A 13,612-nucleotide genomic window follows, 5' to 3' on the forward strand; every position below is an offset into this window, starting at 1 on the left:
TTCATAAAAATTCAATCCACTTGTATTGATCACGGTAAAACCATTGATAAAATACATATTTTCTTATTAAGGAGTGGATACCAAAATGTTCAAACAATTATTTTTATAAAACCTATTGCATAACCAAAAAAATATTGATAGTATGATAATCGTTCATCGACAATGATTCCAAAGGGGGATTTTATAGGATGTTAAAAATGAAGAAAGGTTTGATCGTAGCGGTCGTTGCTGCGTTGTTTATGGCGCTCGCCGCTTGTGGCAAGTCGACAGAAACAAGCTCTCCGTCAGGCGCTGAAAAAGAAGGGAAGCAAAAAATCACCGTCGGGACGGACGCGGCGTTTGCACCATTTGAATATATGCAAAAAGGAAAAATTGTTGGGTTTGACGCCGACCTTTTGGATGCGGTGATGAAAGAAGCCGGCTTGGATTATGAATTAAAAAACATCGGCTGGGATCCGCTGTTCGCTTCGCTGCAAAGCAAAGAAATCGACATGGGCATTTCCGGCATTACGATTACGGACGAGCGGAAACAATCTTATGATTTCTCAGCTCCGTACTTTGAAGCAACACAAGTCATCTTAGTCAAACAAGGCAGCCCGGTGAAAAACGCCCTTGACTTAAAAGGGAAAACGATCGGCGTTCAAAACGCGACAACCGGTCAAGAAGCTGCGGAGAAGCTATTTGGCAAAGGCGATCATATTAAAAAATTCGAAACGAGTGTTGTTGCCATTATGGAACTGCTAAACGGCGGTGTTGATGCTGTCATCACGGACAACGCGGTGGCAAACGAATACGTGAAAAACAATCCGGACAAAAAATTGCAAGTCATTGAAGATCCACAAAACTTCGCTTCGGAATACTACGGCATGATCTTCCCGAAAGACAGCGAATTGAAAGCCAAAGTGGACGAAGCATTGCAAAAAGTGATCGACAGCGGCAAATATGCAGAGATTTACAAAAAATGGTTTGGCAAAGAACCGAATATGGAAGGCTTAAAACAACAACAATAAGCGCACGAACATAGAAAAATGCGTAACTACTAGCAAGTTACGCATTTTTCTTAGAGAAAGGTGAGATCGATGGATTTTCGTTTTGATATTATTGTTGAATACGCCCCTTACTTTTGGCAAGGGCTGCTCGTAACGATCGGCGTATCATTAGCCGGCATCGTGTTCGGCCTCATTCTCGGCCTGTTCATCGGCCTTGGCAAAATGTCGTCCAACCCGATTATTCGTTTGCCGTTTTCGTGGTACATTAACTTTTTCCGCGGTACGCCGCTTGTCGTGCAAATTTTGCTCGTCCATTTCGGCGCCATGCCGCTCTTTTTCGCCCAGCCAAATGCCGTCGCTTCCCTGGCCGTCTCGCTGTCGCTCAACTCGGCCGCGTATGTGGCCGAGATTTTCCGCGCCGGCATCCAGTCGATCGACAAAGGGCAAATGGAAGCGGCCCGCTCGCTTGGGATGACGCATGCGCAGGCGATGCGCTACATTATTTTGCCGCAGGCGTTAAAGCGAATGATTCCGCCGTTTGCGAACGAGTTTATCGTCTTAATTAAAGATTCGTCGCTTGGGATGGTCATCGCCGCCCCGGAAATCATGTATTGGGGGAAAGCGGCCGCGGGTGAGTATTACCGCGTTTGGGAGCCGTATTTAACAGTGGCGTTCATCTATTTGCTCTTAACGCTTTCGTTAAGCAAACTGTCACACTATCTTGAAAGGAAGTATTCGACCCAATGATTGACGTACGCCAGCTGAAAAAATCGTTCGGTTCGCTCCAAGTTTTAAAAGGAATCGATGTCCATATTCGCGAAGGAGAAGTCGTGGTCGTCATCGGCCCATCGGGGTCGGGAAAATCGACGTTTTTACGCTGTTTAAACTTGCTTGAGGATTTCGATGAAGGTGAAATTATTATTGACGGCATTAATTTAAAGGCGAAAGACACGAACTTAAATAAAGTGCGGGAAGAAGTCGGAATGGTGTTCCAGCGCTTTAACTTGTTTCCGCATATGACGGTGCTGAACAATATCACGCTGGCACCGATGAAAGTGCGGAAATGGCCGCGTGAAAAAGCGGAAGCGAAGGCGATGGAGCTGCTCGCCAAAGTCGGGCTGCAAGACAAAGCGCACGTCTACCCGGACTCCCTCTCCGGTGGGCAGGCGCAGCGCGTCGCCATCGCCCGGGCATTGGCCATGGAACCGAAAATCATGCTGTTTGACGAGCCGACGTCAGCGCTTGACCCGGAAATGGTCGGGGAAGTGCTCTCGGTCATGAAGCAGCTGGCCAATGAAGGGATGACGATGGTCGTCGTCACCCACGAGATGGGCTTTGCCCGTGAAGTCGGCGACCGCGTCCTGTTTATGGACGGCGGCTACATTGTCGAGGAAGGGAAGCCGGAAGACTTGTTCGACCACCCGCAGCATGAGCGGACGAAAGCGTTTTTATCAAAAGTGCTGTAAAACGTCGTCTTGCCTGTTTGAGGCAAGACGACTTTTTTAGGCACATATCATGCCCCCTATAATGCAACCACGTTGCCTCTCCATCTCTTCAATGTTCCGTCAACGGCTCCCCCATTTCAGGCATCTATGACACCACAAAAGCTCTTCTGAACATAAAAAGCCGGCCGAACCCCGGCCAGCCTCGCTTTACAACACAAACTGCATCACCCAAATCGAACCGGCGACAACGACAACAGCAATAAAGAAGCTGTATACCATGTTGAACGTTTGCACTTTGCCGCTGTCGCTTTCGTTGACGTGCATGAATAGAAACAGCTGCAAGCTCGCTTGGATGATCGCGAACAAGACGATGATGACGATCACGGCTTTAAGCGGCAGCCCAGACGAGAGCGCCACCCAAAGAGCCGCAAACGTCAAGACGAGCGACAACAAAAACCCAATGATATGTTTCCACGGAAATGATTCGCGATGGCTGTTTGCGCCCATGTTAGATCACCATCCCTAACAAATAGACGAGCGTGAAGATGAAAATCCAAACGACGTCTAAAAAGTGCCAATACAAACTGACGATAAACACTTTGCGCGCCGTTTTCGGCGTAAAGCCGCGCTGGAGGAGCTGGATGATGATCAAAATCATCCAGCCAATTCCTACACTGACGTGGGCGCCGTGCGTGCCGACGAGCACGAAAAAGCTTGATAAAAATGCGCTCGTCTGCATCGTCGCTCCTTCATGGACGTAATGGATGAACTCGCGAATTTCAACCGTAATAAACCCCACCCCAAGCAGAAGCGTCACGAGCAGCCAGGCAATCAGCCCGCTCATGCGGCCGCGGCGCATTTCAAAAATGGCCAACCCACATGTGAAACTGCTCGTCAACAGCAACAACGTTTCGATCAAAACGTCTTTTACCTCAAACAGCTCCGCTGCCGTCGGCCCCGAGCCGGTCCGTTGGAACAAGACGAGATACGTCGCAAACAGCGTCGCAAACAGCGCGACTTCCGCCCCGAGGAAAATCCAGAAACCCAATATGTTCAACCGACTTTCTTGCGTCCGATACTCCAGCGGCACCGTTTCCTCATAGCGATGTGCAGCTTCTCCCATTCGTCACGCCCCCTTCCGCGCCGCTCGTTCCATCCGTTTGATTTCGTCAACCGGAATATGGTAGCCATCATCGTCTTCAAATGAGCGGAGAATCAATCCAAGCACAATGAACAACGCGCCAACAATGGCCAACGCAAACCATTTGAACACGAGGCCGAACCCGGCGACGAAAAACGCCACCGACATCCAAAACGGGCGTCCTGAGTTGCTTGGCATATGGATCGGCTTCAAGTCTTCTTCTTTCACTTGGAAGCCGCCATATTTTTTCTTCATCACCCAATATGCATCCACATCTTCGACAACCGGCGTCACCGGGAAATTGTAATGCACCGGCGGCGACGCGGTCGCCCACTCAAGCGTCCGTCCGTTCCACGGGTCGCCGGTCATGTCGCGCTCGCCGTAGCGGGCGCTGTAATAAATGTTGTAACAAAGCACGATAAACCCGATGCCCATCAACACCGCCCCGACCGTCGCGACGACGTTGAGCGGCGTCCAGCCGAGACCAGCCGAGTACGTGTACATGCGGCGCGTCATCCCCATCAACCCTAGGAAATACATCGGGAAGAAGCAGATGTTAAAGCCGATCATAAACAGCCAAAACGTCCACTTGCCAAGCCGTTCATTCAAGATATGGCCGAACATTTTCGGATACCAATAATGCAAACCGGCAAAGCAGGCGAACACCGTACCCGCGATCAACACGTAATGGAAATGGGCAATCAGAAAATAGCTGTTATGGTATTGATAATCGGCCGCCGCCATCGCCAACATAACCCCCGTCACGCCGCCGATGACGAAGTTCGGAATGAACGCCAGCGACCAAAGCATCGCCGTCGTAAAGCGGATCTTCCCTTTTCGGAGCGTAAACAGCCAGTTAAAAATTTTCACCCCGGTCGGAATGGCGATCGCCATCGTCGTGATCGAGAAGGCAGAGTTCACGGCCGGCCCTGCGCCCATCGTAAAGAAGTGGTGCACCCAGACGATAAAGCTTAAAAACGCAATGCCCACGATCGAACCGACCATCGCCTTATAACCGAACAGCCGTTTCTGCGCAAACGTGCTGACCACTTCCGAGAAAATGCCGAACGCCGGCAAAATGACGATATACACTTCCGGATGGCCCCAAATCCAGAACAAGTTCGCCCAGAGCATCGACATGCCGCCGTTGGCCATCGTGAAAAACTGCGTATCAAACAGCCGGTCAAACGTCATGAGCGCCAAGGCGACCGTCAACACCGGGAAGGCGAAAATAATGAGCACGCATGTGATGAGAATCGTCCACGTAAACATCGGCATGCGCATCAACGTCATGCCCGGCGCACGCATTTTTAAAATCGTGACAAGGAAGTTGATCCCGGTCATCAATGTTCCGATCCCGGAAATTTGTAAAGCGACAGCGTAATAGTTGTTGCCGACGCCATGGCTGAATTCGTTGCCGGCAAGCGGGAAGTACGCCGTCCAACCGGCATCCGGCGATCCGCCGATGACGAATGAAATGTTAAACAGCAACGCACCGAAGAAAAAGAGCCAAAAGCTTAACGCATTCAAATATGGAAACGCGACATCGCGCGCCCCGATTTGCAGCGGAACGACAATGTTCATCAAACCGATGATGAACGGCATCGCCATAAACAAGATCATAATCGTCCCGTGCGTCGTAAATATTTCATTGTAATGTTGCGCGTCAAGAAACTTCATGTTCGGCGCGGTCAGCTGCGCCCTCATCAAAAGCGCATCGACGCCGCCGCGGAAGAGCATCAAAACTGCGCAAATAATGTACATGACGCCGATTTTTTTATGGTCGACGGTAGTGAGCCATTCGTTCCACAGCCATTTCCATTTTTTAAAATATGTCAACACAAACACAATGCCGACCATCGTCAAGACGATGGCGACATCGGCGGCATAAATGAGCGGCTCACCCGTGACAAAAAACTCGCTCCACTTCATCCTTCGTTCCCCCTTTCCTACTCCCCATGATGGTGACCGTTTGTCATCGTTTCATCATGTTGATCGTCATTTTTCATTGGCTTTCCATCTCCATGATGGCTGTTCTGTTTCGCATGGTCAATCCATTGTAAGTGGGTGTTCGAAAACGTCATTCGCCCAACAAGCCCCGGTTTTAAAATTTGTGTATATTTTTTCTCATCGAGCTTCGGGGCGGTTTGTTTCACTTCATTCACCCATTTGCGGAAGTCCATTCCCGTTTGTGCGACGACCTCAAACTCCATATGGGCGAACTTTTCCCCGGAAAAGTTGGCGCTCCGCCCCATGTAGGAGCCGGGCTTATCGGCTTGCAAAATCAGCTCTGTCTCCATGCCGTCCATCGCATATTTTTGCCCACCTAATTCCGGCACCCAAAACGAGTTCATCGGCCCGACCGAAGTCAGCTTAAACTTGACCGGCACACCGGCTGGAATATGGACGTAGTTGACCGTTTCAATGTTTTCTTCCGGATAGCTGAAAATCCATTTCCAGTTCGCCGCCGTCACATGGATCGTGATCGGTTTCACTTTCTCGGTCGGCGGCTTTTCCAACGCAAACGTCGCCTTCACTGTTGGAACAGCGAGCGCAGCGACAATCAAAATTGGAATGGCCGTCCAGACGACTTCAAGCAACGTGTTCCCTTCCTCATCCGGCGGCTCATAGCCGGCATTTTCCGGCTTCTCGCGATAACGAATGAGAAAAACGGCAAATAACGTAAATACAACAACAATAATGAACAACATAAAGCCGACAGACCACATGATCAAATCATACTGCATGCGCGCCACCGGCCCTTGCGGATTGAGCACGGCCGTGCGCTCCACGCAGCCCCCAAGCAAAAACAAAAACGGCAAAACCAGCACCGCGCGCCATCTCGCCCGTTTCATCGCTATCGGTCCTCCCTCTTCCGCCCCAACCATTTCGGGGCCTTCCATGCATTTTCTTTTGTCTCTACCATATCAAAATTGAAAATGTTTGAAACGAATGAGCGAAAAAGTTCATAAATCGGCAAAACATTTGTCACAAACTGTTCAATCATTGTTCAACAAATCGCCACTTGTTTTCCTCGTTTAGGGAAATATTGATGAGAAAGGAGAGTTGCGGAAAAGCCCGCCATAAAACAAGACAGCTGAATTCTTTATGAAAAAGAACCCAGCTGTCCTTCGTTCGTTTGAATGGCATATCCTTGTTGCTGCAACTGTTTGCGAATGCGTGGGTTTAACGTTTGCCACATCCATTGTTCATACAACGCCTTTTTCTCTTCAGGCAATAAATAGTAGTGTCGGCCGGCCTGGCGGCGCGCCCGCTCGGTGACATCATAGAGCGCTAACGCAGCGGCGACGGAAATGTTAAAGCTTTGCACAAAGCCGTACATCGGAATGACAAACGTTCCGTCCGCCAAGCGGAGCGCCTCTTCCGACACGCCGCTATGCTCGTTGCCAAACAACAGCGCTGTCGGTTGGGACAGATCGATGTCGGAAACCGGAATCGTCTCCTCACCAAGATAGCTTGCATACACTTGATACCCTTGACTTTTCAAATCGGCAATGGCCGTTTTGATATCTGGCTTATGGTGGAGCGTCAGCCACTGATCGGCATAGCGCGTCACAAGCCGGTTCGGCGAAAACGGCGCCTTTCCCGTCACGATATGAACGTCTTGAACGCCAAACGCTTCAGCCGTCCGCAGCACCGCCGCTTGGTTATGCGGGTCATCGACCGCTTCGATCAAGACGGTAATATAGCGGGTGCGCTCATTCAAAACCTCATACATCCGCCGAAGCCGCCTTGGCAAAATCATTTCCCAAACCGGACGCGTCGATTCGGTGATCAGCCCTTCTTGCCGCAGCTGTTCCAAAAATGATGTCGCTTCCCGTTCTTCCACAACGCATCCCCCTTTCCAAGCCTAGCGTATTCTGTGTTTCCCATTGTACAAAATGACAGGATGCCAAGGCAATTCATGTATTTTTAAATACTATTCAGATTATTAAATATATAATAACTTGAAAACATTGCTCATTTACAACCTCTTTATCCATCGGTTAGTATTATAATGTAAGCGCTTCAAAAATACTTTTTCAAAAAATATTATTTATTATCAAAAGGAGGAGAAACAATGGAGCAAAAACAGCCGCAATTGCATCGAGGCTTAGAAGAACGGCATATCTCGCTCATGTCGCTGGGTGCGGCGATCGGCGTCGGCTTATTCCTCGGTTCGGCGTCCGCGATTGAAATGGCTGGGCCGGCGATTTTGCTCGGCTATGCAGTCAGCGGCGCCATTATGTTTTTCATCATGCGCGCGCTGGGGGAAATGGCCGTCGAACACCCGGTCGCTGGTTCGTTCAGCCGCTATGCTTATCAATATTTAGGTCCGCTCGCTGGCTACTTGACAGGCTGGAATTATTGGTTTTTATGGGTGGTCACATGCATCGCTGAAATTACGGCTGTCGGCATTTACATGCAGTTTTGGTTCCCGGACACGCCTCGCTGGGCGTGGGCGCTTGCCGCCCTGGTGCTCATGACGTTCATCAACTTTCTCGCGGTGAAAGCGTACGGGGAGTTTGAATTTTGGTTTGCGTTAATCAAAATCGTGACGATCGTCGCCATGATCATCATCGGCCTTGGCATGATCCTCTTTGGCATCGGCAACGGCGGCGTCGCCACCGGCATCAGCAATCTTTGGAAGCACGGCGGCTTCTTCCCGCACGGGATCAGCGGCGTTTTGATGTCGCTGCAAATGGTCATGTTTGCGTATTTAGGCATCGAAATGATTGGCGTAACGGCTGGGGAAGTGAAAAACCCGCAAAAATCGTTGACAAAAGCGATTAACAGCGTCTTTTGGCGCATTTTGATCTTCTACGTCGGCGCACTGTTTGTCATCATGTCCATTTATCCTTGGAACGAAATTGGCGAAAAGGGAAGCCCGTTCGTGCTGACGTTTGAAAAAATCGGGATTCACGCCGCGGCTGGCATCATCAACTTTGTCGTCTTGACCGCCGCCTTGTCGTCGTGCAACAGCGGCATTTTCAGCACCAGCCGGATGCTGTTTAACCTTGCTGAACAGCAAGAAGCGCCGAGCGCATTCGGTCGGCTGACAAAGCGCGGCATTCCGGGCGCGGCCTTGATCGCCACTGCGCTTGTCATGCTTGTCGGCGTATATTTGAACTACGTATCGGAAAAAGTGTTCCAATGGGTGACAAGCATCGCCACATTCGGCGCCATTTGGACGTGGGCGGTAATTTTGCTGTCCCAGCTGAAATTCCGCAAACAGTTGAGCGCGGAACAAGCACAACGTCTCACGTTCAAACTTCCGCTTTATCCGTACAGCTCATACGTGTCGCTTGCCTTTTTGATCGGCGTTGCCGCCCTAATGGCGTATTTCCCGGATACGCGCATCGCTTTGATCATCGGCCCAGCCTGGCTGCTGCTTTTGACGGCAGTATACTTCGCCAAAGGAATGCATCGTCGCCAGCATGGCCAAGCCGAAGAAAAGCAAGCTGGATGACAAGTCCGATCAAAAGAGAGGGTGTCCCCATCCTTGCGGGACACCCTCTTTCTAAAACAAAAAGCAGGAAATGTGCAATCGCAGACCCCATCCTTCCGATCGGTCTATTTCCGTTTGGATCATGACTCGCTTTCACCCTCCAATCCTTTCATTCATCAACCGCTATGTAGGCTTGGCGCGGATGATTCGGCTGATCCGGGTATTTTAAGCGGATTTTCCCTTCCTCCAACAGCTTTCCTAAATAATTGTTGCGCAATCCATCCGGCGTCCGTTCGAGCAGCTCTGCCAGCTCTTTCAGACGCAGCGGCCGCTCGCGGCATAACCGAACGATCAATTGTTCCATGACCGCTGGAGCCAACCGTTTTTTTCGCCGTGCCAATTCTGCCATCTTCCATAGCCGTTCGTCGATCGTTTCCCCTTTTTCGTTGCTGTCATGCATACTGATGTCGTTGTTTACGGAGCTAAGCAAGCTATTTACGAACTTCAACTCTTTATTTATAGAGATCGACGCTCTATTTACGGAGTCAGACTCATTTTTTATGGAGTTCGACCCGATGTTTACGGAGTTTTTGGTTATATTTTCGGAGTTTTCTTCGTTGTTAACGGAGTTAGTGTCTATACTTACGAAGTTTAGTTCGTTAGTTATGAAGCTCTCGGTTTCCTGTCCACTGTCCGGATCCAGCCATTCGGGTTCCGGCTGTTCCAGCTGTCCAGCCGGTTCTGTTTCCATTGTTGCGCTAATTTCAGCTGGAAATTGCAGCGGACACAACACAACGATTGTACGGTCTGGATTCGTTTGCTGCGAGATATCGATCGGGCAAGCAAGCGCCTGTTCCTGCATATCGCACATTCGCTTGAGGCCCGATCCCGCGCGTTTGCATACGTCGATCAGCAAAAACATTTTAAAAATATTCGGGTTGCGCAAATTGCTCGTATGCCCCGCCATTGCCGCTTCAATCGGGATGCGAAACCGTCCCGGGTTGGCAAAGCGAAATGAACGATCCTCTTTTTCGACGGTGATGCCGCCTTCCTCCCCATAATCGGCATGAACGAGCGCATTGACGAGCGCCTCGCCAAGCAGAGCGCGCCCTTCATCCGACCAAACGTGACGCTCCAGCTCAGCCAACACGCGAAAATAAAAATCGTAAATGTTGCCCGACCATGTGCCGTCTTGTGATGTGAACCGCTTCGTCCATCCTGCCGCTTCACCGTCAGTGTGCTCTCGATATTCCAAAAAGTATTGCGGCAGCACCTCGGTGATGATCCGCTCCTCACTGAACATCAACAATCCCGCGAGCGTCAGCCCTTCTTTGCTGCTGTCGCGCAGCTTGCCCCACGCGCCGATTTTGTATAAAAATTCTTTTGTCTCGAGCCCGTTCCACGGATGGCCCGGTTTCACCCGAGCAAACCGCTCGCGGTAATGGCTGACGGTCTCGAAATTGAGCTCACTTAAGCTGTAATGCTCTAAAATCAGGCTGTCTGCCAGCGCATGGGGGCGTTCATGAAACGAATTTGTATATTTATTCACTCCCGATCTTCCTTTGACGTTATTTTTGCAAAACAGTTTGATTCTCTTTTTCTATTGTACCATCTTTCCTTCTCCTTGCGGATAGTTGCCAAAAAAAGAAAACGGTTGTGGATATGTGGAATAGTTCGCCCGATAAAAGGAAAACTACAGAAGACAACATTGACATGCAAGGAGGAGGTAATCATGTCGTCCCTTCCTTCCACCGTAGAGCCTTACTGGCGCGACTCCGTTTCGCTTCCGTCGTTTCCGAAGCTCGATGCGGACATTTCCGCCGACGTCGCAGTCATCGGCGGCGGCATTTCCGGGATTACAACAGCGTATTTGTTGTCGGCGCAAGGGGCGCGCGTCGCCCTTCTGGAAGCCGACCGGCTCCTGAACGGCACGACCGGCCATACGACAGCGAAAATCACCGCCCAGCACGATCTCGTCTATGATGAATTTCTCAACCATTTCGGTGCAGAAAAGGCGCGACTCTATTATGACGCCTGCATGGACGCACTCCAGTTTATCCGCCGCACGATCGAAGAACAACAAATAGACTGCGACTTTTGCGAGCAAGATGCCTATATTTATACGATGTCTTCCTCTTCTTTCCAAAAACTAGTGAAAGAATGGGAAGCGTACGAACGGCTCGGCATTGACGGCGCCTTCGTTGAGTCGATCCCGCTCCCGCTGCCGGTGGCGGCAGCGGTCGTGATGAAGAGGCAGGCGCAATTTCATCCGCTCAAATATTTGGCCAAGCTCGTCGATTCGATCACACAGGCTGGCAGTGCCATTTACGAACACACACCAGCGGCGGATATTGAACAAGGAAAAAGGATGACAGTCATTACGCGAGACAAAAAACGGGTTGAGTGCGACCATGTCGCCGTCTGTTCTCACTTTCCGTTTTACGACGGCGGGTTTTACTTTTCGCGCATGTACGCTGAACGGTCGTACGTATTGGGAGTGACGATCACTGAACCGTACCCGGGCGGCATGTATTTAAGCGCCGATGAACCGAAACGCTCGATCCGCTCCGCAGCGGCAGGCAGCGATACGCTTATCCTGATTGGCGGCGAAAACCATAAAACCGGCCAAGGCGTGCCGACGATGCGTCATTACGAGGCGCTGTCCTCGTTCGCTTCGCAGCTGTTTACGGTGAACGACATCCGTTACCGTTGGTCCGCCCAAGATTTGACGACGCTGGACAAAGTGCCGTACATCGGCCCGATGACGGCAGGGACGCCAAACATTTATGTCGCGACAGGGTACCGGAAGTGGGGGATGACGAACGGGACGGTCGCCGGGATGCTTTTGTCTGACCTCATTCTCGACCGCGACAACCGATACCGCGACTTGTACTCTCCGTCGCGCTTTTACGCTGATCCAAGCATGAAGCAGTTTTTCACGACAAACCTTGACGTCGCCAAACATTTTCTGGAGGGAAAGATCGAACCGGTTATCCGCCGGCCGCAAGATTTGGCGCGCGGAGAAGGGGCGGTTGTCTCGGTCAACGGAAAGCGGGCGGGCGCCTATAAGGACGAGGCGGGAACGCTTCATGTCGTTGATACGACGTGCACCCATATGGGCTGCGAGCTGGAGTGGAACAGCGGCGACAAGACGTGGGACTGTCCATGCCATGGCTCGCGCTTCTCGATCGATGGCGATGTGATCGAAGGACCGGCGAAACAGCCGCTCGCGTGCATTGAACTTGATGACGCGAAGTGACGCGCTGACGCGAGACGGCGGCGCATGCAGAACATCGTTGCAGTGGACATGTCGACCTTGAGTTCCAATGGGGGTTGGGAGCGTATGTTCCTAACCCCCTTATCGTTTTCATTTGCCGATCGCGCATTTCGTGATAAGATGAAAATGAGAGTGGACTGTACGTTGCATGATGTTTTCGGGAGGGATGACGCATGGACTTTGAACCGATTTTTCTCACCCCTGTCTTCCAAGAACGGATTTGGGGCGGCACGAAGCTCGCCGAACGATTCGGCTACGACATTCCGTCTTCGCAAACAGGGGAATGTTGGGCGGTGTCCGCCCATCCACACGGGCAGACAGTCGTCGCCCGCGGACCGTTTGCCGGGATGACGCTCGGACAATTATGGGAGGAACGCCGCGATTTGTTCGGCCACTTCCCGTCTGACCGCTTCCCGCTGTTGACCAAAATTTTGGACGCCAACGCCGACTTGTCAGTCCAAGTCCACCCGGACGATGAATACGCCAAAACGCATGAAGGCGGAGAACTCGGCAAAACGGAGTGTTGGTACATCATCGACTGCAAGCCGGGCGCTCAGTTGATTTACGGCCATTATGCAGAAACGAAAGAAGAGCTGCGCGCGATGATGGAAGCGGGGGAATGGGATCGTTTACTTCGGAAAGTGCCGATCCGCCCCGGCGACTTCTTCTATGTCCCAAGCGGCACGATCCACGCCCTTTGCGAAGGGACGCTCGTCCTTGAGACGCAGCAAAGCTCAGATACAACCTACCGCGTCTACGATTACGACCGTGTCGACAGCCAAGGGCGGAAGCGCGAGCTTCATCTCGAGAAAGCGATTGACGTCACGACCGTCCCGCATCGCGACATCGATGTCCACCCCCATGTCGCCGAATTTCCCGGCGCGACGGTGACGACCTTCGTGGAAGGAGACTACTTCGGCGTCCAAAAATGGGACGTCCGCGGCGCGTTCGAATCAGAGCAGGCAAAACCGTTTCTCATCGTCAGCATCCTCGAAGGCGAAGGCGAGCTTGTCCGCAAAGGACAGACATACTTGCTTCGCCGGGGCGACCATTTCATTTTGCCGCATCAATTCGGCCGTTTCACCATTCGCGGCTCCCTCCAGGCGATCGCGTCGTGGCCGCGGACAGGCAAATAAACGCGGGTGTCCCAAAAGGCTGTCTGTCTTCAGGATAGACACAAAATATAGTACGGAAGAAGCGGTCGGTGTGTATATATAGAAACGAAAGAGGGTGTCCTGATCCTTTTGGGACACCCGTTCTCATTACTGTTGTACATAGAAACAAAATGACCGAATGGTGTTCCATTTAAGG

General features: G+C 51.3%; 12 protein-coding genes. 6 read left to right on the plus strand and 6 right to left on the minus strand.

The features are described 5' to 3' along the window. Positions 1-188 precede the first annotated feature (188 nt). The 3 genes from GT3570_RS16920 (at position 189) to GT3570_RS16930 (ending at position 2,455) form a co-directional block, all read left to right on the plus strand. Entirely contained in the window at positions 189-1,010 is an 822-nt protein-coding gene (locus GT3570_RS16920) for a basic amino acid ABC transporter substrate-binding protein (protein WP_011232917.1), read from the plus strand. A gap of 69 nt (positions 1,011-1,079) precedes the next feature. Next, positions 1,080-1,736, plus strand: a complete 657-nt coding sequence (locus GT3570_RS16925) for an amino acid ABC transporter permease (protein ID WP_011232918.1) — start codon at positions 1,080-1,082, stop codon at positions 1,734-1,736. After that, positions 1,733-2,455 carry an amino acid ABC transporter ATP-binding protein gene (locus GT3570_RS16930; RefSeq protein WP_011232919.1) on the plus strand — a complete coding sequence of 241 codons (723 nt, stop codon included), beginning with the start codon at positions 1,733-1,735 and terminating at the stop codon, positions 2,453-2,455. Before GT3570_RS16925 ends, GT3570_RS16930 begins: the two co-directional genes overlap by 4 nt. A 186-nt stretch (positions 2,456-2,641) precedes the next feature. Here the strand turns inward: GT3570_RS16930 and qoxD are convergent, their stop codons facing one another. The 5 genes from qoxD to GT3570_RS16955 form a co-directional block, all read right to left on the minus strand. Next, positions 2,642-2,941, minus strand: coding sequence for a cytochrome aa3 quinol oxidase subunit IV (gene qoxD / locus GT3570_RS16935; protein ID WP_011232920.1), 300 nt, complete (start codon positions 2,939-2,941; stop codon positions 2,642-2,644). A gap of 1 nt (position 2,942) precedes the next feature. Continuing rightward, positions 2,943-3,557, minus strand: coding sequence for a cytochrome aa3 quinol oxidase subunit III (qoxC, locus tag GT3570_RS16940; protein WP_015376112.1), 615 nt, complete (start codon positions 3,555-3,557; stop codon positions 2,943-2,945). Between the two features lie 3 nt (positions 3,558-3,560). Next, positions 3,561-5,507 (minus strand): cytochrome aa3 quinol oxidase subunit I, encoded by a 1,947-nt coding sequence (qoxB, locus tag GT3570_RS16945; RefSeq protein WP_062899068.1) that lies wholly within the window; start codon positions 5,505-5,507, stop codon positions 3,561-3,563. A gap of 17 nt (positions 5,508-5,524) precedes the next feature. Then, on the minus strand, positions 5,525-6,430 hold the full coding sequence (gene qoxA / locus GT3570_RS16950) for a cytochrome aa3 quinol oxidase subunit II (RefSeq protein ID WP_062899069.1): 906 nt from the start codon (positions 6,428-6,430) through the stop codon (positions 5,525-5,527). A gap of 251 nt (positions 6,431-6,681) precedes the next feature. Further along, on the minus strand, positions 6,682-7,425 hold the full coding sequence (locus tag GT3570_RS16955; RefSeq protein WP_011232924.1) for a TrmH family RNA methyltransferase: 744 nt from the start codon (positions 7,423-7,425) through the stop codon (positions 6,682-6,684). A gap of 231 nt (positions 7,426-7,656) precedes the next feature. Between GT3570_RS16955 and GT3570_RS16960 the strand changes: the two genes are divergently transcribed. Beyond that, complete coding sequence (locus GT3570_RS16960; protein WP_011232925.1) at positions 7,657-9,045, plus strand: amino acid permease; 1,389 nt, start codon at positions 7,657-7,659, stop codon at positions 9,043-9,045. Positions 9,046-9,193: 148 nt separating this feature from the next. Here the strand turns inward: GT3570_RS16960 and GT3570_RS16965 are convergent, their stop codons facing one another. Next, complete coding sequence (locus GT3570_RS16965; RefSeq protein ID WP_023634555.1) at positions 9,194-10,573, minus strand: ATP-binding protein; 1,380 nt, start codon at positions 10,571-10,573, stop codon at positions 9,194-9,196. A gap of 183 nt (positions 10,574-10,756) precedes the next feature. Here GT3570_RS16965 and GT3570_RS16975 point away from each other — a divergent pair, with 183 nt between their 5' ends. Together GT3570_RS16975 and manA are read left to right on the plus strand one after the other, a co-directional pair. Then, positions 10,757-12,283, plus strand: coding sequence for an FAD-dependent oxidoreductase (locus GT3570_RS16975; RefSeq protein WP_062899070.1), 1,527 nt, complete (start codon positions 10,757-10,759; stop codon positions 12,281-12,283). Between the two features lie 191 nt (positions 12,284-12,474). Further along, positions 12,475-13,437 carry a mannose-6-phosphate isomerase, class I gene (gene manA, locus GT3570_RS16980; protein WP_062899071.1) on the plus strand — a complete coding sequence of 321 codons (963 nt, stop codon included), beginning with the start codon at positions 12,475-12,477 and terminating at the stop codon, positions 13,435-13,437. Positions 13,438-13,612 lie beyond the last annotated feature (175 nt).

The organism is Geobacillus thermoleovorans (assembly GCF_001610955.1).
GTDB classification, from domain to species: Bacteria; Bacillota; Bacilli; order Bacillales; family Anoxybacillaceae; genus Geobacillus; species Geobacillus thermoleovorans.